General features: G+C 61.9%; 33 protein-coding genes, 1 tRNA gene and 1 other RNA gene. 17 read left to right on the top strand and 18 right to left on the bottom strand.

The window, feature by feature from the left end; genetic code table 11:
- Positions 1 to 8: 8 nt before the first annotated feature.
- From metG to LPB73_RS11955, 5 genes are all read right to left on the bottom strand, one after another.
- Complete coding sequence (metG, locus tag LPB73_RS11935) at positions 9 to 1574, bottom strand: methionine--tRNA ligase (RefSeq protein ID WP_231080693.1); 1566 nt, start codon at positions 1572 to 1574, stop codon at positions 9 to 11.
- Between the two features lie 72 nt (positions 1575 to 1646).
- Positions 1647 to 2693: a DNA polymerase III subunit delta' gene (locus tag LPB73_RS11940; protein ID WP_115028791.1), complete on the bottom strand. Its 1047-nt coding sequence runs from the start codon at positions 2691 to 2693 to the stop codon at positions 1647 to 1649.
- Entirely contained in the window at positions 2690 to 3376 is a 687-nt protein-coding gene (gene tmk, locus LPB73_RS11945; RefSeq protein WP_231080694.1) for a dTMP kinase, read from the bottom strand. The genes LPB73_RS11940 and tmk overlap by 4 nt, the downstream gene beginning before the upstream one ends.
- Position 3377: 1 nt before the next feature.
- A complete protein-coding gene (locus tag LPB73_RS11950) occupies positions 3378 to 4637 on the bottom strand; it encodes a D-alanyl-D-alanine carboxypeptidase family protein (protein ID WP_231080695.1) in 1260 nt (419 codons plus the stop codon).
- 122 nt (positions 4638 to 4759) lie between these two features.
- Positions 4760 to 5695 carry a septal ring lytic transglycosylase RlpA family protein gene (locus LPB73_RS11955; RefSeq protein WP_231081137.1) on the bottom strand — a complete coding sequence of 312 codons (936 nt, stop codon included), beginning with the start codon at positions 5693 to 5695 and terminating at the stop codon, positions 4760 to 4762.
- Between the two features lie 337 nt (positions 5696 to 6032).
- Here LPB73_RS11955 and LPB73_RS11960 point away from each other — a divergent pair, with 337 nt between their 5' ends.
- A complete protein-coding gene (locus LPB73_RS11960) occupies positions 6033 to 6197 on the top strand; it encodes a Flp family type IVb pilin (RefSeq protein WP_089264337.1) in 165 nt (54 codons plus the stop codon).
- A 75-nt stretch (positions 6198 to 6272) separates the two neighbouring features.
- On the opposite strand, the gene LPB73_RS11965 is transcribed toward LPB73_RS11960, so the two are convergent.
- Positions 6273 to 6425, bottom strand: a complete 153-nt coding sequence (locus LPB73_RS11965; protein ID WP_158596799.1) for a hypothetical protein — start codon at positions 6423 to 6425, stop codon at positions 6273 to 6275.
- Positions 6426 to 6632: 207 nt separating this feature from the next.
- Between LPB73_RS11965 and LPB73_RS11970 the strand changes: the two genes are divergently transcribed.
- Together LPB73_RS11970 and LPB73_RS11975 are read left to right on the top strand one after the other, a co-directional pair.
- Positions 6633 to 6890: a hypothetical protein gene (locus LPB73_RS11970; protein ID WP_231080696.1), complete on the top strand. Its 258-nt coding sequence runs from the start codon at positions 6633 to 6635 to the stop codon at positions 6888 to 6890.
- A gap of 381 nt (positions 6891 to 7271) precedes the next feature.
- Positions 7272 to 7511 carry a hypothetical protein gene (locus LPB73_RS11975; RefSeq protein ID WP_175369058.1) on the top strand — a complete coding sequence of 80 codons (240 nt, stop codon included), beginning with the start codon at positions 7272 to 7274 and terminating at the stop codon, positions 7509 to 7511.
- Between the two features lie 82 nt (positions 7512 to 7593).
- Here LPB73_RS11975 and ssrA read toward each other — a convergent pair.
- Together ssrA and LPB73_RS11985 are read right to left on the bottom strand one after the other, a co-directional pair.
- Positions 7594 to 7946, bottom strand: a transfer-messenger RNA (tmRNA) gene (ssrA, locus tag LPB73_RS11980).
- A gap of 31 nt (positions 7947 to 7977) precedes the next feature.
- Entirely contained in the window at positions 7978 to 8340 is a 363-nt protein-coding gene (locus LPB73_RS11985; protein WP_231080697.1) for a hypothetical protein, read from the bottom strand.
- A 167-nt stretch (positions 8341 to 8507) separates the two neighbouring features.
- Here LPB73_RS11985 and LPB73_RS11990 point away from each other — a divergent pair.
- Both LPB73_RS11990 and LPB73_RS11995 read left to right on the top strand, forming a co-directional pair.
- A tRNA-Ser gene (locus LPB73_RS11990) sits at positions 8508 to 8597 on the top strand.
- Between the two features lie 28 nt (positions 8598 to 8625).
- Positions 8626 to 8868 (top strand): hypothetical protein, encoded by a 243-nt coding sequence (locus LPB73_RS11995; RefSeq protein ID WP_231080698.1) that lies wholly within the window; start codon positions 8626 to 8628, stop codon positions 8866 to 8868.
- Between the two features lie 13 nt (positions 8869 to 8881).
- On the opposite strand, the gene LPB73_RS12000 is transcribed toward LPB73_RS11995, so the two are convergent.
- On the bottom strand, positions 8882 to 9472 hold the full coding sequence (locus tag LPB73_RS12000) for a hypothetical protein (RefSeq protein ID WP_231080699.1): 591 nt from the start codon (positions 9470 to 9472) through the stop codon (positions 8882 to 8884).
- 691 nt (positions 9473 to 10163) lie between these two features.
- Between LPB73_RS12000 and LPB73_RS12005 the strand changes: the two genes are divergently transcribed.
- Positions 10164 to 10418 (top strand): hypothetical protein, encoded by a 255-nt coding sequence (locus LPB73_RS12005; protein ID WP_175369082.1) that lies wholly within the window; start codon positions 10164 to 10166, stop codon positions 10416 to 10418.
- Between the two features lie 167 nt (positions 10419 to 10585).
- Entirely contained in the window at positions 10586 to 11389 is an 804-nt protein-coding gene (locus LPB73_RS12010) for an outer membrane protein (protein ID WP_120289759.1), read from the top strand.
- A gap of 70 nt (positions 11390 to 11459) precedes the next feature.
- Here the strand turns inward: LPB73_RS12010 and LPB73_RS12015 are convergent, their stop codons facing one another.
- The gene (locus LPB73_RS12015; protein ID WP_068731744.1) at positions 11460 to 11684 is read right to left on the bottom strand and encodes a hypothetical protein; all 225 of its coding nucleotides are present in this window, start codon (positions 11682 to 11684) and stop codon (positions 11460 to 11462) included.
- 200 nt (positions 11685 to 11884) lie between these two features.
- Between LPB73_RS12015 and LPB73_RS12020 the strand changes: the two genes are divergently transcribed.
- Complete coding sequence (locus LPB73_RS12020) at positions 11885 to 12073, top strand: hypothetical protein (protein ID WP_092142869.1); 189 nt, start codon at positions 11885 to 11887, stop codon at positions 12071 to 12073.
- A gap of 8 nt (positions 12074 to 12081) precedes the next feature.
- Here the strand turns inward: LPB73_RS12020 and LPB73_RS12025 are convergent, their stop codons facing one another.
- Positions 12082 to 12312: a hypothetical protein gene (locus LPB73_RS12025; RefSeq protein WP_089264350.1), complete on the bottom strand. Its 231-nt coding sequence runs from the start codon at positions 12310 to 12312 to the stop codon at positions 12082 to 12084.
- A 287-nt stretch (positions 12313 to 12599) separates the two neighbouring features.
- Between LPB73_RS12025 and LPB73_RS12030 the strand changes: the two genes are divergently transcribed.
- The gene (locus LPB73_RS12030) at positions 12600 to 13475 is read left to right on the top strand and encodes a LysR family transcriptional regulator (RefSeq protein ID WP_231080700.1); all 876 of its coding nucleotides are present in this window, start codon (positions 12600 to 12602) and stop codon (positions 13473 to 13475) included.
- A gap of 42 nt (positions 13476 to 13517) precedes the next feature.
- Here the strand turns inward: LPB73_RS12030 and LPB73_RS12035 are convergent, their stop codons facing one another.
- The 4 genes from LPB73_RS12035 to LPB73_RS12050 form a co-directional block, all read right to left on the bottom strand.
- The gene (locus LPB73_RS12035; protein ID WP_120289765.1) at positions 13518 to 13826 is read right to left on the bottom strand and encodes a DUF930 domain-containing protein; all 309 of its coding nucleotides are present in this window, start codon (positions 13824 to 13826) and stop codon (positions 13518 to 13520) included.
- A 195-nt stretch (positions 13827 to 14021) separates the two neighbouring features.
- On the bottom strand, positions 14022 to 14276 hold the full coding sequence (locus LPB73_RS12040; protein ID WP_231080701.1) for a hypothetical protein: 255 nt from the start codon (positions 14274 to 14276) through the stop codon (positions 14022 to 14024).
- 86 nt (positions 14277 to 14362) lie between these two features.
- Positions 14363 to 14584: a hypothetical protein gene (locus LPB73_RS12045; RefSeq protein WP_120290333.1), complete on the bottom strand. Its 222-nt coding sequence runs from the start codon at positions 14582 to 14584 to the stop codon at positions 14363 to 14365.
- A 65-nt stretch (positions 14585 to 14649) separates the two neighbouring features.
- Positions 14650 to 15330, bottom strand: coding sequence for a Spy/CpxP family protein refolding chaperone (locus LPB73_RS12050; RefSeq protein ID WP_231081138.1), 681 nt, complete (start codon positions 15328 to 15330; stop codon positions 14650 to 14652).
- Between the two features lie 203 nt (positions 15331 to 15533).
- Here LPB73_RS12050 and LPB73_RS12055 point away from each other — a divergent pair, with 203 nt between their 5' ends.
- The 5 genes from LPB73_RS12055 (at position 15534) to LPB73_RS12075 (ending at position 20480) form a co-directional block, all read left to right on the top strand.
- The gene (locus tag LPB73_RS12055; protein ID WP_089264355.1) at positions 15534 to 16523 is read left to right on the top strand and encodes a hydroxyacid dehydrogenase; all 990 of its coding nucleotides are present in this window, start codon (positions 15534 to 15536) and stop codon (positions 16521 to 16523) included.
- Between the two features lie 70 nt (positions 16524 to 16593).
- A complete protein-coding gene (locus tag LPB73_RS12060) occupies positions 16594 to 18018 on the top strand; it encodes an amidase (RefSeq protein WP_231080702.1) in 1425 nt (474 codons plus the stop codon).
- Between the two features lie 98 nt (positions 18019 to 18116).
- Positions 18117 to 18602, top strand: coding sequence for a hypothetical protein (locus LPB73_RS12065; RefSeq protein ID WP_231080703.1), 486 nt, complete (start codon positions 18117 to 18119; stop codon positions 18600 to 18602).
- 218 nt (positions 18603 to 18820) lie between these two features.
- Complete coding sequence (locus LPB73_RS12070; protein WP_231080704.1) at positions 18821 to 19579, top strand: DUF2147 domain-containing protein; 759 nt, start codon at positions 18821 to 18823, stop codon at positions 19577 to 19579.
- Between the two features lie 109 nt (positions 19580 to 19688).
- Positions 19689 to 20480 carry a transporter substrate-binding domain-containing protein gene (locus tag LPB73_RS12075; RefSeq protein ID WP_231080705.1) on the top strand — a complete coding sequence of 264 codons (792 nt, stop codon included), beginning with the start codon at positions 19689 to 19691 and terminating at the stop codon, positions 20478 to 20480.
- 53 nt (positions 20481 to 20533) lie between these two features.
- Here LPB73_RS12075 and LPB73_RS12080 read toward each other — a convergent pair whose 3' ends face one another.
- Complete coding sequence (locus LPB73_RS12080) at positions 20534 to 21547, bottom strand: 1-aminocyclopropane-1-carboxylate deaminase (RefSeq protein WP_231080706.1); 1014 nt, start codon at positions 21545 to 21547, stop codon at positions 20534 to 20536.
- 156 nt (positions 21548 to 21703) lie between these two features.
- Here LPB73_RS12080 and LPB73_RS12085 point away from each other — a divergent pair, with 156 nt between their 5' ends.
- Complete coding sequence (locus tag LPB73_RS12085) at positions 21704 to 22168, top strand: Lrp/AsnC family transcriptional regulator (RefSeq protein ID WP_089264361.1); 465 nt, start codon at positions 21704 to 21706, stop codon at positions 22166 to 22168.
- 37 nt (positions 22169 to 22205) lie between these two features.
- On the opposite strand, the gene LPB73_RS12090 is transcribed toward LPB73_RS12085, so the two are convergent.
- Positions 22206 to 22610: a (R)-mandelonitrile lyase gene (locus tag LPB73_RS12090; protein ID WP_089264362.1), complete on the bottom strand. Its 405-nt coding sequence runs from the start codon at positions 22608 to 22610 to the stop codon at positions 22206 to 22208.
- Between the two features lie 138 nt (positions 22611 to 22748).
- The gene (locus LPB73_RS12095) at positions 22749 to 23447 is read right to left on the bottom strand and encodes a ribonuclease activity regulator RraA (protein ID WP_089264363.1); all 699 of its coding nucleotides are present in this window, start codon (positions 23445 to 23447) and stop codon (positions 22749 to 22751) included.
- Between the two features lie 252 nt (positions 23448 to 23699).
- Here LPB73_RS12095 and pxpB point away from each other — a divergent pair, with 252 nt between their 5' ends.
- On the top strand, positions 23700 to 24431 hold the full coding sequence (gene pxpB, locus LPB73_RS12100) for a 5-oxoprolinase subunit PxpB (protein ID WP_068731715.1): 732 nt from the start codon (positions 23700 to 23702) through the stop codon (positions 24429 to 24431).
- On the top strand, positions 24428 to 25474 hold the full coding sequence (locus LPB73_RS12105) for a biotin-dependent carboxyltransferase family protein (protein ID WP_231080707.1): 1047 nt from the start codon (positions 24428 to 24430) through the stop codon (positions 25472 to 25474). The genes pxpB and LPB73_RS12105 overlap by 4 nt, the downstream gene beginning before the upstream one ends.
- Positions 25475 to 25478: the final 4 nt, after the last annotated feature.

The raw sequence follows: 25478 nt of genomic DNA on the forward strand, positions 1-25478 counted from the left end.
CGTTGAACTCAGGTCGCGGCGGCGGGCTCGACATAGCGCGGGAATACGCCGGTGGGTGTCGGCAGCTGCGTGCCCGGCCTAATGCGGGTCGCAATTGCCGTGAAGTCGCGCTCGCTTTCGGGGATCCCGAGCACGTCGAGCAGCTTCGCACATGACGCCGGCATTACCGGCTGCGCCAGGATCGCAACCTGACGCACGACTTCGGCGGTCACGTAGAGCACCGTGGCCTGCTTCTTCGGATCGGTCTTGGCCAGCGCCCACGGCGCCTCGCCCGCGAAATAGCGGTTGGCTTCGGCAACCACGGCCCAGACCGCATTCAGCGCCTGATGGATCTGCTGCGTCGCCATCGCGGTGCGTGCGAGCTCCAGCATGCCATCGGCCTGCGCCAGGATGGCCTTGTCGTTGTCGCTGAACGCGCCCGGCTCCGGCAGCACGCCGCCATATTGCTTGGCGATCATCGACAGCGAGCGCTGCGCGAGATTGCCGAGATCGTTGGCGAGATCGGCATTGGTGCGATTGACGATGGCTTCGTGATTGTAGCTGCCGTCCTGCCCGAACGAGACTTCGCGCATGAAGAAATAGCGCATCTGATCGACGCCATATTGCTGGGCCATGCCGATCGGATCGACCACGTTGCCGACCGACTTCGACATCTTCTCACCACGGTTGAGAAGAAATCCGTGACTGAAGACCCGATGCGGGACATCGACCCCCGCAGCCATCAGGAATGCAGGCCAGTATACCGCGTGAAAGCGAACGATATCCTTGCCGATCACATGCAGGTTGGCAGGCCAATAGCGTTTGAAGTCGTCGCCATCGACATCCGGATAGCCGGCTGCCGTGATGTAGTTGGTCAGCGCATCGATCCAGACATACATCACATGGCCGGGCGCACCCGGCACCTTGATGCCCCAGTCGAACGTGGTCCGCGAAATCGACAGATCCTGCAGGCCGCCCTTGACGAAACTCGTCACTTCGTTGAGACGCTCGCGCGGCAACACGAAGTCCGGAACGCGCGCGTATAGATCGAGCAGCTTGTCCTGGTAGGCGGACAGACGGAAGAAATAGGTTTCCTCCTCGGTCCACTCCACCGGCGAGCCGAGCGGCTCACGCCGGACACCATCGTCGCCGAGCGTCGTTTCCGCTTCGTCGAAATAGGCTTCCTGGCGAACCGAATACCAGCCGGCATATTTGTCGAGATAGATGGCGCCCGCCTTCTCCAGGGCGACCCACAGCGCCTGAACGGAGCGCTCATGGCGCTTCTCGGTGGTGCGAATGTAGTCGTCATAGGAAATGTTGAGCGCAGCATCCATCTCGCGAAAACGCGCAGAATTCCGGTCTGCCAGTTCGAGCGGTGTCAGGCCTTCCTTGACGGCCGTCTGCTGCATCTTGAGACCGTGCTCATCCGTTCCGGTCAGGAAACGAACGTCATAACCGTCGAGCCTCTGGAAGCGGGCAATCGTGTCGGTCGCCATGACCGTATAGGCATGACCGATATGCGGCACGCCATTGGGATAGAAGATCGGCGTTGTCAGAAAATACGCCGGTCGGGTTGCATCGGTTGCAGATGTCATGGCTGACTTTACGGACCTTGAATAAGACGATCTTGGTGAAGCGCGGATCGGCTGAAACCAGTCTCGCAGCGATCAGCGCGTTGCTTCCGCGAGCAGTCCAAACACCGAGAAAACCAGCGGTTTTCGCTCGAGATTGTAGGATTCGGTCTCGCGCGCGGCTCGGTTGATCTTTTCCCATACCTCCGCCAGCCGCGCAAGGCGGGGCAGATTGGCGTTGGCATTGGCGTCATCGGCCCGCATCCGCTCGCCGATCCAGCGGTCGACACTGTCGACAAAGGCGCCGAGCGCGACACGGTCACTGGTCCCCAGCGCATCCCCCAGCGCATGCAACTCGCGCGGATCGACATGGGGCAGCGTATTCAGCAGCGAGGCGGTGCGCTGGTGCAGTTTCAACGCGCCGCCACCGAGCAAATTCAGAGCACGCGACACGCTGCCTTCGGAGGCTTCAGCGACCTCTTTGAGCAAGGGATCGCTGGTCTCGATCTCGGCGGCCTGCGACGTGGCGCGGGTCACGTCGGCGACGGACAGCGGACGCAGCGCCAGCTTGCGACAGCGCGACTGGATGGTCGGCAACACGCGCGCCTGCGCATGTGTCACCAGCAGGAACAGCGAACGCAACGGCGGCTCTTCAAGCACCTTCAGCAGCGCGTTGGCGGCGTTGGCATTCAGCTCATCGACAGTGTCGACGATGCAGACGCGCCAGCCGTCGACAGCGGCGGTCGAGCCGAAGAAGGACACGGTCTGCCGGGTCTCATCGACAGTGATGACCGTGCGCATCACGCCCTTGTCGTTGAGCGAACGTTCCAGCGTCAGCAGCCCGCCATGGGATTCGGCGGCGACCTGGCGCACGATCGGATGCATCGGATCGAGACCGAGCGATGTTGCGGATTGCACTTGCGGTGATGCGGGATCGCGATGCGCCAGCACGAAACGCGCCATGCGATAGGCCAAAGTCGCCTTGCCGATGCCCTGCGGGCCGCCGATCAGCCAGGCATGCGGAATGCGGCCGCCGCGATAGGCATTGAGCAGCGTGGCCTCGGCATCCTGATGACCGAACAGCGCGGTCGTCTCGCGCGGATGCGGAACCGAGATCGTTTGCTCGGACGACTTTGCGCTCATGCCGAATTGACCTCGTGGTTCGACGGCGTTAGAAGGCGTCGGCGCAACACGCCCCAGATATTGTTCGATACGATCTTTGAATCTGCATTGGCGTCGATCAGTACGCAGCGTTGCGGTTCATCGGCCGCGATCTGCCGGAACGCGTCACGCAGCCCTTGATGAAAGGCGATGCCCTCGGCCTCGAATCTATCGGGCACATCATTGCCGCGCCGCGCTGCTGCGCGTCGCATGCCGATCGAGACCGGGATATCGAGAATGACGGTGAGATCCGGTTTGAGCCGTCCGATGGTGACGCGCTCCATCGCATTGAGCAGTTCCGGCGAGACATGCCCGAGTCGGCCCTGATAGGCCCGCGTTGAATCCGAGAAGCGATCACACAGCACCCAGATGCCCTGCTCCAGCGCCGGCGCAATCACCGCATGGACATGGTCATCGCGCGCGGCGGCAAACAGCAGCGTCTCGGCTTCGGGCCCCAGCAGCTTGCCCATGCCCGACAGCACCACATGGCGGATGATCTCGGCACCGGGCGAGCCGCCGGGCTCGCGGGTGACGATGACGCGCTTGCCTTCGGCCTCCAGCCGGTCGGCCAGAATCTTGATCTGGGTCGATTTGCCGGCGCCCTCGCCGCCCTCGAAACTGACGAAGCGACCGCGCAGCGGCGGTGTCGTGGGCGTGTCCGTCATGTCAGAGCTTCTCGGCGCCGGCGCGGAACAGTCCGATCACCAGCTCACCGGCGCCGTCCACGGCGCGCCGCATGGTCGATCCCGTGCCGACCGCGGCCGCCGTATAGAGCGGCGTCTCGACGGCGATATTGGCGCCGCGCCAGACCTTGATCACGCCGACCGGCTGACCGGGCTCGATGGGTGCACGCACGGGGCCTTTATAGACGACGCGAGCGATCAGCTTGTCGGTGCCGTTCTTCTGCACCATCACCTTCACTGGCTCCTTGGCCGAGAGCGCGACCGAGCGGCTCTCGCCGCCAAACACCTTGGCGAAGCCGACGGTCTGGTCGGCTGCGAACAGCGTGCGAGCCTCGAAATTCTTGAAGCCCCATTCCAGCAGCTTCTTCGCCTCGGTCGCACGATCGTCCGGATCGTCCAGACCGTTGATCACCACGATCAGCCGCATGCCGTCGCGGATGGCCGAGCCGACCATGCCGTAGCCACCATCCTTGGTGTAGCCGGTCTTGAAACCGTCAGCGCCGTCCAGCGTCGCCAGCAACGGATTGCGGTTCTGCTGACGGATCTTGTTCCAGGTGAATTCGCGCTCGCCGAACAGTTTGTAGAATTCCGGATAGGTGCGAACGATATGTCGGGCGAGCAGACCAAGCTCGCGCACCGTCATCTTGTTGCCAGGGTCCGGCAAACCGTTGGAATTGGCGAAGGTGGATTTCGGCATGCCCAGCGCCCGCGCCCGTGCCGTCATCTTCTCGGCAAAGGCCGCCTCGCCGCCTGCGATGCCCTCCGCCAGGATCATGCAAGAGTCGTTGCCGCTCTGGATGATGGCGCCGCGCAAGAGATCAGCGACCGGCACACGGCTGTTGATGGCAGCGAACATGGTCGACGCGCCGGCCGGCGCGCCGCCCTTGCGCCAGGAATTCTCGCTGACGCGATATTCATCTGTGAGCTTGATGTCGCCGCGGGTCAGCGCGTCAAACACCAGTTCGACGGTCATCAGCTTCATCATGCTGGAGGGCGCGCGGAGCTCGTCGGCATTTTTCTCGAACAGCACACTGCCGGAGCCGGCCTCGATAAGGATCGCGGTCGGCGCATCGGTGTCGTAACCGCCGTCCTCGACGACCTTCTTGGCGCCCTGCACGCTCTGGTTCGCAGCCTGCGCTGTTGGGCCGAAGGCGACGCCAAACGTCACCAGGGCAGCCAGAAGCGTCCGCCAGCTCCGCGCGGCGAATTGCGGTCGTTTCAAGGGGATGGAGCCAAATGCCATGTGCTGTCCTGAGTGCTCAGGTCTTAACAGGATCGCCGATGGCAAACAACGCGGCAAGGTGCAACGCGGATCAGGGCGCCATGCTGCGCCCGTCTGATGTCGGTCGTGAACGACGAACCGGCTTAGTAGAGACCGCGACCGGACAGGATCGCCTGGGCGCCGCGCGCATCGACCGTGCCGTCATCCGGCTCGGCAGGCGCAGCATAAGCGGCGTTGCTCTCATAGGACACCGCGCGATGGTTCTCGGTCATCCGCGGCGCCGATGCCGTGCGCATGCGGCTCGATGCCGACATTTCCGACGTCGAACGGATCGACGCCACATCGGCCGAGGTATTGCCGAGCGAATACGGGCGGCCCTCCGGCAGAGGAACATCGCGGGAGACGACGCGACCGCCCTGCATGTCGGGCACGAAGGAGCGCGCCGAGGCGACACGCACCAGCGATGGCGACGGTGCCGGCTCACCGGTGCGCAGCGTGGCAACGAGCTGGCGATCGTCCGACCCTTCCAGCGGCGCGCGGCCGACATATTCGACGCGAACCTTGGCGGTGCCGTTACCCTTGAATTCGAGCAGTTCGGCGGCCTTGTTCGAGACGTCGATCAGGCGGTTGCCGTGATACGGGCCACGATCGTTGACGCGCACGATCAGCGACTTGCCGTTATAGACGTTGGTCACACGGGCATAGCTCGGGATCGGCAGCGTCGGATGGGCCGCGGTGAGCGAGGCCATGTCGAACACTTCGCCATTGGCTGTCAGACGGCCATGGAACGCGTCGCCATACCAGGAGGCGATGCCTTCAGCGCGGTAATTGATGTTTTCTTCCGGCACATAGAGCTTACCGGCGACGGTGTAGGGCTTGCCGATACGGTAGGTGCCGCCGCCCTTGGGAACCGGCTCGCCCATCCCGACGACCCGAGGACTGCTTGAGACGCCATATTTCGGATCGAGGCGGCTGAAGCTGGTGGTGGAGGAGGAACAATTGGCCAGCGCCAGACAGGCGCTGATGGCCGCTGCTGCCTGAACAGCCTGGCCGAGTCGGTTTGACCCACGAATCCCCATACGCCCCAATACCATTCCAGCGGCCGCCTGCCCATCTCCGGGCATCCCCACGACCAAAATCCCGATGCGGCCCACTTCCGCATCAAGTGGTGAATATATCGCAGCCGGATCGCGGCGGAAATGGGGAGAGCCCCCGTATGGTAAACAGAGGATGTGGGTTTTCAGCCCGCACGCCGGGTGTCGCTCGCACCGCACACGTCGCGCTAGAAGTTCCTCTGGCGATCGGTGAGACGGCACCGTGATTGTGTTCAACCACTTCAGAACACGCGCATTTTTTCCGGGATCGACGCTTACATATTTACCCCGGATTCAGACGAGCTTCGTAGCGTGCACCACTATGAAAAACCTCATCAAGCGATTTATCGCAGACGAAACCGGCGCCACGGCCATCGAATATGGACTGATTGCTGCCGGCATTGCCCTCGCCATCATTGCCGTCATCAACGGCATGGGCACTAAGCTCAATGGCAAGTTCACGTCGATCAACTCGTCGCTGAAGTGACGACCTGACGATCCATCATCACTCCCCGCGCCGCCACGGCGCGCGGAGTTCTCCCTCAAGTTACGTCTCGCACGATCAATCGTACCACTCGCGGCGGATATACGGGCCGTACAGCACGTCCTGACGCCAGCGATAAACCTGCACCAGCAGGCCGCCGACACCGGCAACAACACTCAGCAACAACAAGGTCTCGATCACCACAAAGCCCCCGGCATTCTCGTTGGGCACAGCAATACATGATGATTTTTAAGATCCCCGCTGCGGTTTGTTTTGAATTTGCGGCCCGCCGCTAACGGAGATTAATTTCCGCAACTCGCTCCCCCGTCCGTTTCAACTATTTGTTAGTTGAACGATCGCGCATGATTTGGATTTGATAGCGGAACGCGCTGACGCGATTCCTGGCGGGACTCTTGCGGCGGGATGTTGGGGATGGAGATGGACGTTTCAAGGACGGATTGCGGCGGAATAACCGGTGCGGGAGAGTACAGGTTTCGCGATGGCCACCTGATCGTGACGCTCTACCAGATCGCGATCTGGGCCGAACATCCCCAAGCGATCTTCACCGTCGTCACATCGCGCTTCCAGAACAGCATGAAGCTCTATGTGCTCGGGTCGTGGCGCCTGCCGAATGCTGCAGCGTCGAGTGAGCAGCCACCCGCTGCCGCTAGTGCGGAAGGAATGTCGCTGCATTGATCACGGTGACGACCGCGAAAGCCATCACCCATAGCGGCCAGACGGACGCCTGCGCCCGCGGGCGGAACTGTCGGGGAACGCCGAAATTGCGTGCCATTGCCTGCTCCATTGCATCGACCGAACGACACTGAATGTGAGCATGCATTCTGTTAAAATTGCGTCGTGGCTTCGGCTATAATTTGTGCGTCCACGGCAAGCATAGCCGCGGCGCGCGGCGCTTCGTAATGACGCGGAGTGAGCTGGCAGCAAAGCGGGGCACCATCGCATCGTGACGATGGATGCCTACCGACGATCAGACGCACATGCTGCCGGTAAGGTTGATTGGTTAGGTTAAACCGGTAATTGCATTGACCGCACCTGCTGCCTTGCTCAATTGCCGGCATGATCGACGATGACGACAGCTATGAGTTGAATGACCAGGGCATCCGGGTGCTGATCGGGCTGACCGTGGAAGAGACTGCGGAATTCACCCGCCTTGACGGCACCATCGGTCACGGCCGCCCGCCTGGGATCTCGCTCGAACAATGGGCCCATGCCGAAGACCGGCGCTGGCTCGAACTCTATCAGAAACACGAAACTGCGCGGCAGCCGTTCTTGCAGACAGGCAAGACCAGGCACTGAGCGCGCAAAAGCGCCATTCTCCGACACCGTAAACTAAAAGCACTCTGCAAATTAAAAGCCGCGCCAACCCGAAGGTTGACGCGGCCATGGCCGTTCTGTTGCAAGGTGGACCTACCCCGAACGGTTACGCCGCGAGGCGCACTTCGTTCATGCGAACGTTATCGTTTGCATTTAGGTTTTGACCCGATAACGGCGGTATCATGCCGAGCACAATTCACAACTTCTTCGCGGCCATCGATCCTGTTTCGCCCCCGCCTGAGCAGCCCGTGCATTTCACCGTCCGGCGAAATCGACCTCACCTGGGTGAGATCGCGAGCTGCTGAGGTGGAGGCGCCGGGTACTGCCCCCGGGTCTGCCCGCAGTCCATTGAGAGGTTCAGCGCCATCGTCTTGCGACGAACCAGATATAGGCGCGATCTCAGGCGAAATCTAGGCTCGGTCCGCCCTGCATTCCGGGCGGAATGCCGCTAGCCCTTCTTGGCGGAACTCTTTTTGGTGGCGGTCTTTTTGGCGGCGCCCTTGGCCGCTTCCGCCTTGGCCGGCTTTTCTTTAGGTGCCTTGGTCTTTGCAGGTTTGGCTTCGGCAACCGGAGCTTCGACCGGCGGCACGTCCGCAACCTGAGGCCCTGAACCCTGCGTCTCGACCGCCAGAACCTCGACGGCCGGCTTCCCGGCAGGCTTCGCGACAGCCACCTTCTTCGCCGCAGGCGCAGGCTTGCTCTCCGCGGGCGCGGCGGCCTTGCCGGCCTCCTTGATCAGCCGCTGCGCGGCTTCGAATTTGGCCTCGCGCATCGCACGCAAGGCGTCGGCGCGCGGTGTCGGGTTTGCCATGTTGGTCTCCGTCCTCAGAATCGTCAGGCTTTGCTTAGCACGCCCGGCGCCCGGCACCGACCGGCCCAAGGGAATCCCCGTGCCGATGATTTCAGCCCCGGACAGCCGCCCCGGCGCAATCCTCTCTTTCCCTCGGCAGGCCGCTTTGCTAAGCGCTGTCCCACGACGGAAAGGTGGCCGAGTGGTTTAAGGCAGCGGTCTTGAAAACCGCCGTGCCTGCAAGGGTACCGTGGGTTCGAATCCCACCCTTTCCGCCATTCGCCGCATCATCCTTGATCGGACGACATGATCGATCAATCCGAGCCAACGACAACCGCTGAAACACTCGTCTCGCTCAAGCCGCCGCGTTGCGCGATGTGCCGGGCGCGGATGACATTGCTGGCTAGCGAGCCGGATCCCGGCGGCGGCGACAAGTGCACCTTCACCTGTCCGAAATGCGAATTCGTGAAGACCAAGGTCATCGGCGGGCCGCCCGATCTCAGCCGCCACAGGCCGCCCAAAAAAACACGACGGCCCCAGACGCGTTAGGCCGCTTGAGGGATCACCGCGGCGGCTGTGTCGCTGCCGGGAGCGGAGCGCCGCCGACCGAGATGGCACCGGCGGGACGATCGGCGGGGCGCTTGCGCGGCGCCGTGGGTGCCGGGCGCGCGGCCACTGGCGCAGCCGGAGCTGCGGCCATGGGCGCTGGCGCCGCAGCGGCTGGAGCCGGCGGGGAGAGAACGCCCCTGCCCTGCAGCGTATCGATCTTGGCGGTTAGTCCAACGACCTGGGTCGTGAGGCCCTGGATCTGATCGGACAGGCGCTTCAACTCCGTCTGCTGCGCCGTCAGCAGTTCGGTAGCAGCCTGGATCGCGCTTCCGGTCTGCTGTTGGAACGCTGCGAAATCAGTCGCGCTGACGCTGCCCTCCGCCGCGCTCGCCAACACCGGGGCGCTCTCTCTGGGGCCAGTGCTTCCTGTCACCGCCTGTGCCATGTCGGTCAGTGTGTCGTGGTAGTTCAGCCAGAGATATCCACCGCCGCCAGCGAGGATCAACAGCACGGCGACAACTCCGAACGGGCCGAACGACCTGCGTTTGCGCAGCGGCACAGGGGGCGGCCCGACATTGATCTCGTTATTGAACGTATCGGCCACTGGAGATCCTCACTTGCGACGTCCGATCCTGCGGCTCGGGGAGCGAGACAACCGGCGCGATTCCTTGAAGCGTATGTAAGCAAAAAATCCACTGAGGTGAACTGCTGCGACTCGGTCATCCCCCATGTCGCCTCATCATGCCCGCGCAGATACGCCTTCAGCGCCCGTTAACCCTGCGCCGGGCTGGCATCGCCTCGCCGGCGCCGCATTGTCATCGCCGTTGCGCCGCGATCACTCCTCGCAACCGCGTAAAATGTTGCAACGACGCATCACTACAGCTCCGAATGAAAAGCCGACCGCGAATCTCTTTGACTGTGCGGCCCCCCGTGCCGTCTGTAGTTCGCGGGGGAATAAGGACCACCACGATGATTGAGACCGTCACTGCACTCTTCGGATTTCTCAGCGCCGGCATTCTGGCCGCTCACGCCTATGACGGTTACCGCGCCCGCTTCTAAGCGCGCGACGATTTCGCGACACGGCCGCTCAGCCATCTCGCAACTCAGCTAGTTGGTGCGCTTGCAGCCACTGCGCTGCTCTGATCGAGACATTCGGCTTCGATGAAAGCTGTCTCCGACGAAACAAGACTGAAACACGATTCTCCAGAACCGCTTTGAACGCGCCCGACGAGGGTAGCGACTGATGGGCAGGGACACAGCAAAGCGCTCGCGCGCCCACCCAATGGAGAAGATCTATGTTTCGCAAAGTAACCCTCGGACTGATCGCTGCAGCCTCGCTCGGTGCAGCCGCCCTCGCCCCCAGCGCTGCATCGGCTCACGGCTGGCATGTCGGTGGCTGGCACGGTGGATGGGGTGGCTACGGTCACCACGCCTTCTATGGCGGGCCGACCTTCTATGTCGGCGGCCTGACCGACGGCTGCCTGCAGCGCCGCGTGGTGGAAACCCGCCGTGGGCCGCGCGTCCGGACCGTCAACGTCTGCGCCTACTGATCGCATCAAGTTACGGAAAGCCCGGCCGCCCAACGGCCGGGCTTTTTGCTGCCGTACTCAGGTATTGTTCTGCTTCTGTTGCCCCCCGGTGACAGCCAAGGTCAGCGTTTCCAGCTAAAGCTTGTGTCGAATTCGCTCAATATCTTCAGAGCGATGGAAGGTCCTGGATGCGAACCCTTTGGCTGGCCGCGATCATCGCAGCGTCGGGCGCGGTGAATGCCGCTGCTGCCGACCTGCAGTCGCGCGTCTGGACCAAGACGCCCGCGACGACCGAAGCAGGCTATAGCTGGGGCGGCTGGTATGTCGGCGGCAACGCCGGCGGTTCCTGGGGCCAGAGCAACGTCTCCAACGCTTTCGTCAATGGCACCGCGCCGATCGCAAACCAGCAGGCAATTGCGGCTGCCTCGCCGCGCCTCAATCCTGATGGCTTCACCGGCGGCGGTCAGGTCGGCTACAATCATCAGGTGGACCGCTGGTTGTTTGGCGTCGAGGCCGACGCGAACTATTTCGGCCTGAAGCAGTCGCGCGGTTTCACCGCGCCCTTCCCGGCCGGCGGTTCGTTCACCACCACAAATTCCGTAACGAGTGATTGGCTGGTCACGCTGCGCCCGCGCGTTGGTTACACGGTCGATCGTACGCTTTTCTACGCAACCGGCGGCCTCGCGCTCACCGAGTTGAATTTCGCCTCCTCGCTAACCGACACGACTGGCCAGAACGAAACCGCGTCACTGTCAAAGACTGTGGCAGGTTGGACCATCGGCGCCGGCATCGAACATGCGTTCACCAAAAACTGGTCGGCGAAGGTCGAATATCTCCATACCGATTTCGGCAAGCAATCGGTCTCGGCGCCGACCTTCACCGGACCAGGCGCTGCGACCGGTATCATTGCCCACGATATCGACCTGAAGACCAATACGGTACGCGGCGGACTGAACTATCATTTCGGCGGCCCGTCGGTCGCGCGCTACTGATCGCTGCAAAGACCTCGAAACAAAAAGCCCTCGCTAGCGAGGGCTTTTTGTTTCGAGGTGCGTGCGCCGATCAGCCGGTCATCGCCAGAACGCGACTTTCGACCGGATACGGCTCCACGGTGATCGTCCAGCGCAGTGGCCAGCAGGTCAGATCCGGACGAACGGCGTGAACATAGCCGTTGACGAAAACGCTGTCGGCATCGTCGCTGAATCGCTCGTCGATCAACTCACCATGAAGATGCGCCATCCGGCAGCGGCGCATCTGCGCGTATTTCGTCGTTTCGTATTTGGCCAAATCGGGCCTCCCCAACGTCGCAATGTCCCATCGGGAACTCTGGGCGACTCGCGGTTAACAAAGCCTCAAGCGGATCCGCGACGGTATCGGGCTGGAGTGCGCGTATCAAAAATGCGCAAAGCCCCCGACTTTCGTCGATTCGATTCACGGCTGCTTCAAGAATGCAGAACAGTGTGGCGCCAATATTATTGGAGCGTCCCATGTTCATGATCGCGAGCATTCTGACGGTCGCTGCCGGCGTGTTTTACGCAGCGAGTATCAACAACAGCAGATGGGCGATGCAGGTGTGCCACTACGGCGACATATTCTGCATGAACCCGTCATGGCTTGTCATCGCCGCCGTCCTGTCCATCATCTGGGCATTCTTTTTGCGCGTCGACCGACTGTAGTCGTTCGATCAGCAGACGACCTGGTCCGCAACGAGTTCAGCGGGCTTGAGGTGTTGCCGGCGTGGCGCCAAACGCAGCGATTTCGACGCGGCACAATGTGGACAGCCAAAGGTGCGAATTTCACCGCCCTCGTCGTCCGTCTCGATCTTGATCAGATAAACTTGGGTCCTGCAGCCCGAACATTTCAGATGTTCGGTGCGAATGTTATCGTTCAGATGAACTCTGCGGGTGCCGGACATCTGCAGTCTCCGAAAACCGATGACAGCCTGCCCAGACTATCGCGTTTTCACGCGTGCCGAGCGCCGAAACAGACAACCTGTAATTGCTTAAAAGAATCTCTGCGCCCTTAAGGAATCGCCGCCGTATTGAGCTACCTTGTTCCGGCAGGATTATCCAGATTACGGATTCCACGCGATACGTCTTTTCACGCAGTTTAGAGTATATCTAAATTCTTCGATTGCGGTTCATCATCACACAACTATAGATATTGATGGATCGATCTGCTCGACGACCCTGGAATGTCGCAATGCACAAGCGATATCAGCCGCTCAATATCCCCATCGAGATCGTTCGCACCGTGGTGGCGATCGCGGAAACCGGCAGCCTGACCAAGGCTGCCGAACGGCTGGGCCTGAGCCAACCCGCTGTCAGTTCCCAAATCAAGCGTATTCAGACCATGGTGGGAGGCAACCTCTTCACCAGAACGGTCAACGGCACGACGGCTACCCAGCTCGGCAAGCTGGTGCTGCATCAGGCCAGACGGATTCTGGAAGCCAACGACCAGATGTTGCGGATTGGCGGCGTGGCCAATCTTCCGCAGCCGATCCGGTTTGGATTGAGCACACTGTTCGTGCAGGATTTCTTCAGCCATCAGACCTCCCAAAGTCTGGCCGATCTGATCATTCACACTGACAACTCCGTGGGCATCACCAAAGGCCTGATCGACGGCTATATCGATATCGCCTACATTCTCGAAAATCCGGAAATGAGCAGCGAGATATCGCACCTGATCGTCAACGAGGCCGATGAGGAGTTCGTGTGGGTGCGCGCAAAGGACTTCGTCCTCAGTTCGGGCGCGCCGATCCCCATTCTGACATGGCCGGGCGACGATCTGATGATCCGGACCCTGACGCGCCACGGTCTGTCCTACAAGATCGTATTCAACAGTCCCGACTATCACGCCAAGTTGGCGGCTGTGGAAAGCGGCATCGGCATCACCGCGATCCCGAAGCGGATGATTCCGCCTGCACTTGTCTGGGCGCAGGAATATTACCTGCCGCACCTGCCGCCCGTCAAAGCGTTGCTGTGTGCGCGCTCGAACCTGGAAACAATGCAGAGCACGGAATTGCTCAACGAGATCTCGTCACGCTTTTTCAAATCGCCGGCCGTCGTGAACCTGTAGCGCCGTCATGATCGTGAGCCCGGCCGCAATCCCCATCGGCAGTCAGCGTGGCACGAGATAGTGTTCGTCCCATTCGCTGCGCGGCACTTCGGTGCCGAGCTGATAGGCAAAGGATTTGACGTCGAGCCCGTCAGGGCTGGTCTCGCAGACATAGGACAGCCTGTACCACTTGCCCCCGCTGCGGATGGCACCGCCCGGCGCTTTGATCTGGTTGCCTCGAATGACCGGATCGGCAAATGCGTAGGCCACGAACTCGTCCGGCTTGTATCCCTTGTGCTCGCGGCCCACGGAGCCCATGGCGCGCGCATCGCAACGCTGCTCCAGACGGGTTTCCGGTGACAGTTTGAGCATCTGATCGGTCCGGGACGACGCTGCATGTAGGGGAGCGATGCCGATAAATGCAATAACTGCGAATACTAGTTTTATCATTGCCTTAGGCCAATTACCTTATTTGACTTACGAGGATTTTTGTGGCGCGAACCTACCATGTTCGCACGCGCAAAAAACCCCGCTCGTGTTACCGGCGGGGTTCCAAGTTCGGGATCGTCAGCCGATCCGTTTGAACGTCAGCAACTGATGAAATTCCGATGGCGAGAATTGGCGGCCACCGAGACCGGAGATACTGACCCGCCACCCCGCATCGTTGAGCGTCCGGGCCTGCGCGACGGCGACGTCCGGAATGATCCGGTGCGTCACCATGCTCTGATCATTGCGCGTCGCGTGGATGGTGAAGATATCGCCCCGCCGTGAAGCCGCAGGGATATCGGTTGCTTCAGGATCACTGTCAGAGAACACGGTCACCAACGCCAGCCTCCATCATCAGCCAAAGCCCGATGTGATTGTGCGGCGCACATGGTTAACTTATTATTACAGCAACGCGCACGCCGTCAGGATTTGAAGACGCCCGTGATCTTGTTCCAGAGCGATGAGCCGTCGTCGTTATCGTGTTTCGACCGGTCCGGCTGCGTCGCACTCACAGGATCCGAAGCCGGGAAACTGTCCTTCAGGCCGGTCTTGAGTTCCTCAGACGTTTTGCGATCAGCGCGCGCTGCCTCCTTCACGCCAACAGCATATTTATCGTGGGGTGCGGGATCGAATTTCTCAGCCATGATCGTCTCCTTCATCTGATGAAGGAAAAACGTCCCCGTGGCCAAGAGGTTCCTCTCTGCGGCGATTAGTCGAGACCGCGCTCGCGGCTGAGGCCGACCATCTCCTGAATGAACAGCGTCTTCTGCTTGTCATCCAGCGTGGCGAATAGCGGCTCCGCGGCATCGGCAACGGCGCGCTGATCGACGGCCCGGTCGTTGAGGAACTGAGCCTCGTTGCGCATCTGCTCGATGATGTCATCCGGCGGATCGCGCTTGGCGCGGGCAATACGCAGTTTCAGACGCTCCGCGCCGTTATTGCCGAGCGTATGCATGGCGTTGCTAAAACCGGCCCAGTTCTTTTCCTGCTCCGGCGTCAGGTTGAGCGACATCTTGATACGGCTAGTGTTGGCGTCACTATTCGCGACGATCTGCTCGGCGGTGAGTTCCGGCTCCGCCGTGGGTTGAGCGCCCTTCTTGCCCTTCTTGGCGGCCTTGGTTTGTTTGGCGCTCGACTGCCCGCCCACGGGACCGCGAACATTGTTCGAGGGCACGCCCAGCACGCCGCCGACAACGCCCACGACGCCGCCGATCGCACCACCCAAAACACCGCCAATCGGCCCGGCCGCACGATTGCCGTCTCTTGCACCCTGCTGCACGCCCTGCACCAGCCCCTGCGCATGGACCGCTGCGGAATTTCCGAGCAGCAGAACGGCGGCGACGCACAGCACATGGCGCAGTGGTCGATGCGTGCGCTTGGGCAAATTCATTCTGGTCATCATCGTCTCCTCACCGCAATTTCGCGGCGCAGCAAATCACTTGTGATCATCAGCAACCATAGTGGCTTCAACACGGCCAAGTCCACACGCCACGTCTCCGCCAATGGTAGACCTCATCGAGCCAAGCCTGTTAGATAACGCCCGCGCGGCCATTGGCAGGTGCGCAACAACGTAGAATGCTTCAAGGGGTGGAAATGGCGACCAACAAGAAGAAACTTCTGATCACCGAGTCGATGTCGACCCAGGGAATGGACCTGTTCAATGCACGCGATGACATCGAAGTGGTCAAGTTCAGCAATCTGATTTCCGCTGCCGACTACATCAAGCTGATTGAGCAACACGCACCGGTGCACGGCACCGCGCTCGGCGCCACGCGGTTCGGCGAGTCCGAACTCGAAGCCTGCAAGGACATGAAGGTGGTGGCGCGCATCGGCGTCGGCTACGACGCGGTCGATGTGCCGGCGCTGTCCAAGCGCAAGGTGCCGCTGATGATCGCTGGCACCGCCAACTCGCCCTCGGTTGCGGAACAGGCGCTGTTCATGATGCTGACGCTCGCCAAGCGCGCAGTCGAACTGCACGCCATGGTCAAGGAAGGCAAATGGGCGTCGCGTTTCGGAGCGCTGCCATTCGACCTGTTCGGCAAGACCGTGCTGGTGGTCGGCTTCGGCCGCATCGGCACCCGCACCGCCAAGCGCTGCCAGGCGATGGAAATGAACGTGCTGGTCTATGACCCCTATGTCTCGGCCGATACAATCAAGGCTGCCGGCTGCGAGCCTGTCAGCGATCTCGACGCGGCCCTGCCCCGTGCGGACTTTGTCAGCCTGCATTGCCCGAAGACTCCGGAGACGACTGGCCTGTTCAACGCTGCACGGATCGCCCGCATGAAGCCGTCGGCCTATCTCATCAACACCGCGCGTGGCGGCATCATCGTCGAGGCCGCGCTGCATGACGCGCTGGTCTCGGGCAAGCTCGCCGGTGCCGGCCTCGACGTGTTCGAGGCCGAACCGCCGCCGCTCGGTCATGCGCTGTTCGAACTGCCGAACGTGATCATCGCGCCGCATGTCGCCGGCGTGACGCGTGAAGCACTCGACCGCATGGGCGCGCAAACCGCGCGCAACATGCTCAGCGTGCTCGACGGCGAGCCGATCAAGCAAAATGCCGTCAACGCGGACGTGTTCGGCTGAACCGTCGATTGCTGGCGCGGATGATTGATCCGCGCTAGCACTGCCGCAGTCCTCACCAGAGTACCCCGCGATGGCATTCAAGGAATACGGCGATCACGACGCGCTCGGCCTTGCCGGGCTGGTGCGCAGCAAGCAGGTCAGCCCGCGCGAACTGCTCGATGAGGCGGTGGCGCGCACCGAGCGCGTCAATCCCCGGATCAACGCTGTCGTGGTGCGCCATGAGGACTATGCGCGGCGCCAGATCGACGAGGGGTTGCCCGACGGGCCGTTCACCGGCGTGCCATTCCTGCTGAAGGATCTCGAACTCCTCGACGGCACGCGCACGACCTTCGGGGCCAGCCTCTACAAGGACTTCGTCGCCGATCACACCGGCACCCTCGCCCAGCGCTTCCTCAAGGCCGGCCTGACGATATTCGGCAAGAGCGCGAGCCCCGAATTCGGGCTCATGCCGACGACCGAATGCCGGCTGCATGGACCGACGCGCAATCCCTGGAATCCCGATCATGCATCAGGCGGCTCGTCCGGCGGCGCAGCAGCTGCCGTGGCTGCGCGCATCCTGCCGGTTGCCCATGCCAGCGACGGCGGCGGCTCGATCCGTATTCCCGCCTCGGCCTGCGGCGTATTCGGTCTGAAGCCGACCCGCGCTCGCAATCCGACGGGTCCTGACAAGGCCGAAGGCTGGGGCGGCTTTTCCTGCGGCCACGTCGTGAGCATCAGCGTACGCGACAGCGCCGCGATGCTTGATGCTGTTCACGGACCCGAACTGACCAGCCCCTATATGGCGCCCGCACCGGAACGTCCCTTCCTCCATGAAGTCAGCCGTGGTCCCGGCAGGCTGCGCATCTTCTTCACCGACAAGTCGCCCTATGGCGATGCAATCGATCCCGAAGTCGCCGCTGCCGTCCGCGATGTCGCCAGGTTGCTCGAAGCACAGGGGCATCATGTCGAAGAACGCGCGCCGGTGTTGCCGCTGGACCCTGCGCAAGTGATTGCGGCGATCGTGTCGGCCAATACGGCGGTTACCGTGCAGTTCGCGGAGAAGAAGTTCGGCCGCCCGATGACCTCGGATGATTTCGAGAAACTCACACTCGGCAGCGCACATAATGCCCGCAAGGCAAGCGCAGTCGACTACGTGACAGCACTGCAGAACGCATTCCAGATCTCCCGCAGTGTCACCGAATTCTTTACCGGCTGCGACATCTTCCTGTCGCCGACGCTCTGCACGCCGCCGATCAGGATCGGTGAGATCGACACGATGTCGGACGATCTCGGCCATGTCGCGCCTTTGCTGCGCCGCTACATGCCAGGCACCAGTATGGCCAACATGACCGGCCAGCCGTCCATGTCGGTGCCCCTGGCCTGGAGCAGCAAAGGCCTGCCGATCGGTATGATGTTCACGGCGCATTTCGGCGACGAGGCCATGCTGTTCCGTCTGGCCGGGCAACTCGAGCAGATCCGGCCCTGGAAAGACAGGCGTCCGCCGATCTCTGCCTAAAAACAGCCACAGCGATTACCAAAATGAAACCACAGCCGATTAGATGTTAGATGTTGGCTATCCGTGGATTTTGCGTAATTGCCGGGAGGCGCATTTTGATGACCCAGAACGATCCGACCGATCACGCCCTCGCGGCCATTGCGAGCATTCTCGACCGCAAGGAAGCGGAATCGCAAGTGGCCGAACACGGCGACGCCGAGCCCGCTTCGATCACCGTCGTCACCGAAACCGTGGTCACCGAGACTGTATCTGTCATGGTCGCCGCCGAACCCGAAGCGCCGCTCGTCGAGCACGAGTCGCCCTCTACGGTTCCAGAGGCCCTCGAGGTCGATGGCTACTCCCGTCTCGGTCCGGGTCCGCTCGATGCCATCCGCTTTCGCTGGACCGCACGCCGCGACGACGACGGCCAGTATTTCGTCGATGAAACTATCGGTAGTTCGCGGCCGATTTCGTCAGGCCCGATGCCGCGTGACGAAATCATCGATTTCATCGACGGGCGCGAGCGCGCCGCCCGCGATCGTTTCGAGACGCTGAAGAGCCAGATGACCGTGGGCAGCAGCGTCTCGCGCTACAGCGACTACTGACGAAAGCCAGGTTTCAAAACGCCGCCGCCGTCAGCGGCGGCGTTTGGGCCTGTCAGGCTGCCTGAAACGGCATATGTCCGGCGTAGGATTGAACCACTTCTTCAGTCGGCGCCACACACCAAAGCAATTGCAATTCCCCCTGAGTGACGCGGATCACAGTGTTCGGGCGCATCCGCAGCTCGGTTCAGGGGCAGGATTTCAACCGCTTTGGAGGACACATGAAGCCGCTCTTCGCCCTCGCCGCCATCCTGCTGGCCAGCACCGCCGCTCAGGCCGGCGACAGCTACTCGTTCGACATCGGTGGCCGCACCATTACCATCGAAGCGCCAAGCGACTGCAATTCGACGGACTGCATCTCGGTTTCCATTCCCGGCGTCTACGAATATGGCACCAAGCGCAGCAAGCGCGAGCGTGACCGCGAGACGCGCGAGCAGGCCCCCAACACTCCGCGATCCGAACAGATGGCCAAGCCTGTGGAGACGCAGAAGCCCGTTGTCGCCCCAAAGGAGGCGGCAGCTCCGGCGGCACCTGTCACGCCATCCGTCGCGGTGGCCCCGCAGCCTGCCCCGGCTCCCGCGCCTGCCGAGAAATCTGCGTCCTCTACGGTCATCGCCAACGCACCGCCCACAGATCCAGTCAACAAGCAGGATGCGCCCGCACCGGCTACGCCTGCCGCCGCGGCAACGCCGCTCGGCATCTGGATGACCGAGAAGAAGGAGGGCAAGGTTCGCATCGAACAATGCGGCGCCAATCTGTGCGGCTATTCAATGAATGCCAAGACCGAGGCCAATGGGGAGAAGGTGCTGATCAACATGAAGCCCGGCAACAACAAATGGGCGGGAAAGATCTTCGATCCGAACAGCGGCAGCACCTACGAATCGACCATCGCTCTGAAGGGCAGTGACACGCTGCGCGTCCAGGGCTGCGCCTTCGGTGGCATGTTCTGCGGCGGACAGACCTGGACGCGGGTGAACTGATCCCAGCAGACGCGCTCGTCGATTGAAAGGCCCAACATCCCCTGTAAGCTGATCGTAACGCGGTGCGCCCCTGAACGGTGCGCTTCGCGATACAAACGGGGGAGACGTCATGATCCGGATCATCGCCTGGCTGGCAGCCTGTGTGCTGCTTGCGGCGCCCTTGCAGGCACAGACGCCCGCCCCTGTGCCCTCACCGTCCCGCCTCGACGATATCATTGCCCGGGGGACGCTGCGTGTTGGATTGACCGGCGACTACATGCCGTTCAGCGCGTTCGATCCGACCACGACATCGTTCAAGGGCTTCGACGTCGAGATGGCGGAAGCGCTCGGAAAGGCACTCGGCGTCAAGGTCGACTATGTGAAGACCAGCTGGCCAAAACTGTCAGCAGACTTTGCGGCAGACCAGTTCGATGTGGTGATGGGCGGCGTGTCGATTACCCTCGACCGGCAGAAGAAGGGTGTGTTCTCGATCCCCATCATGCGCGAGGGCAAGACGCCGATCGCGCGCTGCGCCGATGCAGGGAAATTCGGCACGCTCGCTGAGATCGATCGGCCAGGTATCAAGGTGATCGTGAATCCAGGCGGCACCAATGAGCGCTTTGCACGGACGCATATCAAGTCGGCCGAAATCACCGTCTTCAACGACAATACCCGCATCTTCGACGAGATCGCACAAGGCCGTGCCGACCTGATGATGACCGATGCGTCAGAGACCCGCTATCAGCAGAAACTGCATCACGGTGTGCTCTGCGCCGTACATCCCGACACGCCGTTCGATTTCGCCGAGAAGGCCTATTGGCTCCAGCGCGATGTGGCGCTGAAAGCCTTTGTCGATCAGTGGCTGCACATCATGCAGGAAGACGGCAGTTTCCGTGCGACCGTCAACCGCTGGTTCGAGTGACCGGAGGCAATCGGCGCGCCGGACGCAAAGCCGGCGCACGCGATGCGACGGCACTATCCATTACGGAACGCGTAGCCATATCCATTCAGCGCCGGCGCGCCGCCGAGATGTGCATAGAGCACCTTGGATCCTTCAGGGAAGTAACCCTTCTGCACGAGGTCGATCATCCCCTGCATCGATTTCCCTTCATAGACAGGGTCGGTGATCATGCCCTCCAGACGCGCGCAGAGACGGATGGCGTCCTTGGTCTCTTCCGATGGCACGCCATAGACGGGATAGGCGTAGTCCTCGATCAGCACCACATCGTCCTCGACGAGGTCTTTGCCTAATTTGACCAGCTTGGCCGTGTCCTGCGCGATCTGCAGAACCTGCGCCTTGGTCTGGGCCGGCGTGAAAGAGGCGTCGATGCCGATCACCCTGCGCTGGCGGTCGTCCTTGGCGAAACCCACCAGCATGCCGGCATGGGTCGAGCCGGTCACGGTGCAGACGACAATGTAGTCGAATGCAAAGCCGAGCTCCTTCTCCTGCGCCCGGACTTCTTCGGCAAAGCCGACATAGCCGAGACCGCCGAATTTGTGTACGGAGGCACCGGCCGGAATGGCGTAGGGTTTGCCGCCCTTGGCCTTCACATCCTCGATCGCCTCTTCCCAGCTATGGCGGATGCCGATGTCAAAGCCTTCGTCGACGAGCTGCACATCCGCTCCCATGATCCGGCTGAGCATGATATTGCCGACACGGTCGTAGACGGCGTCCTCATGCGGCACCCAGCTCTCCTGCACCAGCCGGCACTTCATACCGATCTTGGCTGCAACGGCCGCGACCATGCGCGTGTGATTGGACTGTACGCCGCCGATCGATACCAGCGTATCGGCGTTCGACGCGATGGCATCGGGGATGATGTATTCGAGCTTGCGCAGCTTGTTGCCGCCATAGGCCAGACCGGAATTGCAGTCCTCGCGCTTGGCGTAGAGTTCGACCTTGCCGCCGAGATGGGCCGAGAGCTTCTCCAGCTTCTCGATATAGGTGGGTCCAAAGGTGAGCGGATAGCGTTCGAAGCCTTCGAGCATGTGACACCTGTTGTCGTGAAAACTGGCGCTACAGCTAGCATTTTCGGCACGGAAGGTGCTTTCAAAGATATGGCTGTGCTCTGCTATATATCGTACCATATCCATCTAAAATGGAAGTAAGACGCATTAAATTCCAAAAATTCGGAAGATTCTTTCATGGCAGAAAATCTGGATAAAATCGGACTTCGCATGCTGCATTTGCTGCAGAAAGACGGGCGTTTGAGCAATGCTGATCTGGCGGCCAAGGTGAATGTCAGTCCCGCCACATGTCATCGCCGCACGCAGCAGCTGTTTGACGAGGGCTATATCCGGAATACGCGCGCCATCATTGCGCCCGAGAAGGTCAATCGCGGCGCGCTGGTCATGGTCGGTGTCGTGCTCGATCGCTCGACGCCGGAAAGCTTTGCAGTATTTGAAAAGGCGGTGGCCAAACTAAAATTCGTTCTCGATTGCCACCTGGTCGCCGGCGACTTCGACTATTTCCTAAAAATCCGCGTCGGCGACATGGCCGATTTCAATCGTATCCACGGCACGCAGCTCATCGCGCTGCCCGGCGTCCGTCAGACCCGAACCTTTTTCGTTATGAAAGAGGTGGTGGACAATGCGCCGCTAGACTTTTGAACCCAGCGTCGTCCGCACCCGGTAATGCCTGGCCGTCCTAGCCGACCGGCTTCGCATATTGTTCGTCGCTGACCTTTTCCATCCAGTCCGCGGTCTTGCCGTCGAGCGCTTCCTGCATGGCGATATGGGTCATGCCGGTGGTCGGCGCCGCGCCGTGCCAGTGTTTCTCGCCCGGTGGAATCCAGACGGTGTCGCCCGGCTTGATCTCAACGACCGGCTCGCCTTCGGTCTGAAAGCGCCCGACGCCCGCGATGACATAGAGCGTCTGCCCGAACGGGTGGGTATGCCAGGCCGTGCGTGCGCCGGGCTCGAAGCTGACGCGAAAAGTCACCAGCCGCGCTGGCGCTTCCGCGACAATGACCGGGTCCTGCCAGACCGTGCCCGTGAAGTATTCCTCTGGCGCCCTTTTGGTCGGGCGCGAACCTGCGGGGAAAAGCTTCATGGCACGGTCTCCAATCTCTGGCCCTCATGGTGAGGAGGCGCGCAGCGCCGTCTCGAACCATGAGGGATGAACACTCCCTCGCCCTTCGAGACGCGGCCAAGCGGCCGCTCCTCAGGATGAGGGTATTGGTTTGGTTGATTACTTCTTCGACGCGGCGTAGCGCGCCTTGGTCTCGGCATTCATCGGATACAGGCCGGGCAGCGTGGCGCCGTTATTCACCTCGTTGACGATCCAGGCTTCCATGCGCTCCTGCTCGGCGCCTTCGGCGAGGATGAGATCGAGGAAGGCCTTCGGAATCACGACAGCGCCGTCCTGGTCGGCAACGATGACGTCGTCCGGGAAGATGGCAACGCCGCCGCAGCCGATCGGTTCACCCCAGCCGACAAAGGTCAGGCCGGCAACTGACGGCGGAGCGGCATAGCCGTCGCACCAGACCGGCAGATTGGTGCCGAGCACGCCTTCGATGTCACGCACCACGCCGTCGGTGATCAGCGCAGCGACGCCGCGCTTCTGCATGCGGGCGCAGAGGATGTCGCCGAAGATGCCGGCGTCGGTGATGCCCATGGCGTCGACCACGGCGATGCAGCCTTCCGGCATAGCTTCGATCGCGGTGCGGGTCGAGATCGGCGACGACCACGATTCCGGGGTAGCGAGATCCTCGCGCGCCGGCACAAAACGGAGAGTGAAGGCCGGACCGACGAGACGGGGCTGACCGGGGCGCAGCGGCTTGGCGCCGCGCAGCCAGACATTGCGCAGGCCCTTCTTCAGGAGAACGGTGGTGATGGTCGCGGTGGTGACCTTCGACAGGGTGGCAATGGCTTCGGGTGTCAGGGACATACGCAGGGCTCTTCAGGTCAGAGGGTGCAGGACGTTGGACTTACGGCGGCGCATCTTGCGGTGGAATGCCAGCGCGTCAAGGGCTGCTGCTTCAAAGCGCCATGCAATGTGATGAAACCTCTGCGATCAGTACGGCTTATCGCCAACATGCGTATTAATTTATTGAAGATGCACGGCTATTTTCAGATTGCGAATTCCACTCGCTGGTAAAACGCGCTATGCATGATTGTCCAATACTGACGTTGTGAGGCCATGGTCGCAGCTCTCTCCCCGCCCCGCATCCTCCCCAGTGGCGATGCTGCCATCACCGTCGAATTCAGCCGCACCATCGACGAGGAAGCCAACCGCCGGGTGTTGGCGCTCGACAAACTCGTCGCGTCGGCCGGTCTTGCTGCCGTCACCGAAACCGTGCCGACCTATCGCTCCCTGCTGGTGCATTACGATCCGCTGCAGATCGGCTTCGATGCTTTGGGTGAGAAGCTGACCGAACTGGCGCTCCAGCCGCTCCCCGAAGCCAAGGCGGCCCGGCGCTGGCGCATCCCGGTCGCCTATGGCGGCGAAAACGGCATCGATCTCGAAGACGTCGCCAAGGCGCTCAACATCACGCCGGACGAAGTGGTCGCACGCCATGTAGGCGGCGACTACAAGGTGGCGATGATCGGCTTCACGCCGGGCTGGTCCTATCTCAGCGGGCTGCCGAGTTCGATGCAGATGTCGCGCCGGCAGAATCCCCGACTGCTGACACCGCCCGGCACGATTTCCATCGGCGGCATCCAGACCGGCGTGCAATGCCTTGCCGGCCCCAGCGGTTGGCATCTGCTCGGACGGACCGCCGTGCGCACCTATCAGCTCGGCCGCGATCCCATCTTCCTGCTTGAACCCGGCGACGCCATCACCTTCGCCGCTGTCGACGAGAAGACATTTGCCGAGCAGGACCGCGCGGCCGAAGCCGGTGCATTCGTCGCGGAGCTGATCGCATCATGAGCAAGCTCATCGTCACTTCCGTGAGCCCCGGCACGTCAGTGCAGGATGTCGGCCGGTTCGGCGCGCAGCGCTATGGCCTGGTGCCATCGGGCGCCGTCGATCGACTGGCGATGGCCGCCGCCAATGCCCTGCTCGGCAACACGCTGTTCGCAGCCACCATCGAACTCGGCCCGCTCAATTCAGTCTTCACCGCCAAAGGCGGCGCCGTGCGTGTTGCACTCACCGGCGCGACGCGGCCGGCCGATATCGCGGGCACGCCCTTCAACGTCAATACATCCGTCACGCTGGCCGATGGCGAGAGCCTCAATCTCGGCGTCGCCCGCGCCGGCACCTTCGGCTATCTCGCGATCGAAGGCGGCGTGCGCGGCGAGCCGATGTTCGGCAGCCTGGCCGTGAACGCCCGCGCCGGTCTCGGCAGTCCCTATCCGCGCCCGCTGCAGGCCGGTGACGAATTGCTGGTGGCGGCTGCGAGCAGCGCCAACGAGAAGCGCATCGATTTGCCTGCGCCGGCCGAAGGTCCGATCCGCGTGGTGCTTGGACCACAAGACGATGAATTCGGTGACGCCAAAGAAGTGTTCCTCAGCAGCGAGTGGAAGATCTCGGCGACCAGCGACCGTATGGGCTATCGCCTCGAAGGTCCCGTCATTAAACATCTGCACGGGCACAACATCGTTTCCGACGGCACCGTGAACGGCTCGATCCAGGTACCCGGCAACGGCCAGCCCATCGTGCTGATGCCCGACCGGGGCACGTCGGGCGGCTATCCGAAGATCGCCACGGTGATCTCGACGGATCTCGGCCGGTTCGGCCAGACCCAGCCGGGCCGCGCTTTCCGCTTTAAAGCCATCACCATGGCCGAGGCGCAGGCGGAATATCGCGCCTTCGCCGAACTGCTGCAGAGCCTGCCCGGTCGTGTCCATGATTCCAACATCCTGATGTTGGACATCAAGGCGCTGCTGTCGTCCAATGTCGCTGGTGTCGCCGTCAGTGCAACCGATGACAATACGTGGCAGGCACCGCAGACGGCAGACGCGCAAGACTGATTTC

Origin of the sequence: Tardiphaga sp. 37S4 (assembly GCF_021044645.1) — a bacterium.
In the GTDB taxonomy this organism is placed as follows: domain Bacteria; phylum Pseudomonadota; class Alphaproteobacteria; order Rhizobiales; family Xanthobacteraceae; genus Tardiphaga; species Tardiphaga robiniae.

Bases quoted from the DNA above. Each gene is read 5' to 3' on its own strand.
- metG (WP_231080693.1), bottom strand. From the start codon at position 1,574: ATGACATCTGCAACCGATGCAACCCGACCGGCGTATTTTCTGACAACG.
- LPB73_RS11940 (WP_115028791.1), bottom strand. From the start codon at position 2,693: ATGAGCGCAAAGTCGTCCGAGCAAACGATCTCGGTTCCGCATCCGCGC.
- tmk (WP_231080694.1), bottom strand. From the start codon at position 3,376: ATGACGGACACGCCCACGACACCGCCGCTGCGCGGTCGCTTCGTCAGT.
- LPB73_RS11950 (WP_231080695.1), bottom strand. From the start codon at position 4,637: ATGGCATTTGGCTCCATCCCCTTGAAACGACCGCAATTCGCCGCGCGG.
- LPB73_RS11955 (WP_231081137.1), bottom strand. From the start codon at position 5,695: ATGGGGATTCGTGGGTCAAACCGACTCGGCCAGGCTGTTCAGGCAGCA.
- LPB73_RS11960 (WP_089264337.1), top strand. From the start codon at position 6,033: ATGAAAAACCTCATCAAGCGATTTATCGCAGACGAAACCGGCGCCACG.
- LPB73_RS11970 (WP_231080696.1), top strand. From the start codon at position 6,633: ATGGACGTTTCAAGGACGGATTGCGGCGGAATAACCGGTGCGGGAGAG.
- LPB73_RS11975 (WP_175369058.1), top strand. From the start codon at position 7,272: ATGATCGACGATGACGACAGCTATGAGTTGAATGACCAGGGCATCCGG.
- LPB73_RS11985 (WP_231080697.1), bottom strand. From the start codon at position 8,340: ATGGCAAACCCGACACCGCGCGCCGACGCCTTGCGTGCGATGCGCGAG.
- LPB73_RS11995 (WP_231080698.1), top strand. From the start codon at position 8,626: ATGATCGATCAATCCGAGCCAACGACAACCGCTGAAACACTCGTCTCG.
- LPB73_RS12005 (WP_175369082.1), top strand. From the start codon at position 10,164: ATGTTTCGCAAAGTAACCCTCGGACTGATCGCTGCAGCCTCGCTCGGT.
- LPB73_RS12010 (WP_120289759.1), top strand. From the start codon at position 10,586: ATGCGAACCCTTTGGCTGGCCGCGATCATCGCAGCGTCGGGCGCGGTG.
- LPB73_RS12020 (WP_092142869.1), top strand. From the start codon at position 11,885: ATGTTCATGATCGCGAGCATTCTGACGGTCGCTGCCGGCGTGTTTTAC.
- LPB73_RS12025 (WP_089264350.1), bottom strand. From the start codon at position 12,312: ATGTCCGGCACCCGCAGAGTTCATCTGAACGATAACATTCGCACCGAA.
- LPB73_RS12030 (WP_231080700.1), top strand. From the start codon at position 12,600: ATGCACAAGCGATATCAGCCGCTCAATATCCCCATCGAGATCGTTCGC.
- LPB73_RS12035 (WP_120289765.1), bottom strand. From the start codon at position 13,826: ATGCTCAAACTGTCACCGGAAACCCGTCTGGAGCAGCGTTGCGATGCG.
- LPB73_RS12045 (WP_120290333.1), bottom strand. From the start codon at position 14,584: ATGGCTGAGAAATTCGATCCCGCACCCCACGATAAATATGCTGTTGGC.
- LPB73_RS12050 (WP_231081138.1), bottom strand. From the start codon at position 15,330: ATGAATTTGCCCAAGCGCACGCATCGACCACTGCGCCATGTGCTGTGC.
- LPB73_RS12055 (WP_089264355.1), top strand. From the start codon at position 15,534: ATGGCGACCAACAAGAAGAAACTTCTGATCACCGAGTCGATGTCGACC.
- LPB73_RS12060 (WP_231080702.1), top strand. From the start codon at position 16,594: ATGGCATTCAAGGAATACGGCGATCACGACGCGCTCGGCCTTGCCGGG.
- LPB73_RS12065 (WP_231080703.1), top strand. From the start codon at position 18,117: ATGACCCAGAACGATCCGACCGATCACGCCCTCGCGGCCATTGCGAGC.
- LPB73_RS12070 (WP_231080704.1), top strand. From the start codon at position 18,821: ATGAAGCCGCTCTTCGCCCTCGCCGCCATCCTGCTGGCCAGCACCGCC.
- LPB73_RS12075 (WP_231080705.1), top strand. From the start codon at position 19,689: ATGATCCGGATCATCGCCTGGCTGGCAGCCTGTGTGCTGCTTGCGGCG.
- LPB73_RS12080 (WP_231080706.1), bottom strand. From the start codon at position 21,547: ATGCTCGAAGGCTTCGAACGCTATCCGCTCACCTTTGGACCCACCTAT.
- LPB73_RS12085 (WP_089264361.1), top strand. From the start codon at position 21,704: ATGGCAGAAAATCTGGATAAAATCGGACTTCGCATGCTGCATTTGCTG.
- LPB73_RS12090 (WP_089264362.1), bottom strand. From the start codon at position 22,610: ATGAAGCTTTTCCCCGCAGGTTCGCGCCCGACCAAAAGGGCGCCAGAG.
- LPB73_RS12095 (WP_089264363.1), bottom strand. From the start codon at position 23,447: ATGTCCCTGACACCCGAAGCCATTGCCACCCTGTCGAAGGTCACCACC.
- pxpB (WP_068731715.1), top strand. From the start codon at position 23,700: ATGGTCGCAGCTCTCTCCCCGCCCCGCATCCTCCCCAGTGGCGATGCT.
- LPB73_RS12105 (WP_231080707.1), top strand. From the start codon at position 24,428: ATGAGCAAGCTCATCGTCACTTCCGTGAGCCCCGGCACGTCAGTGCAG.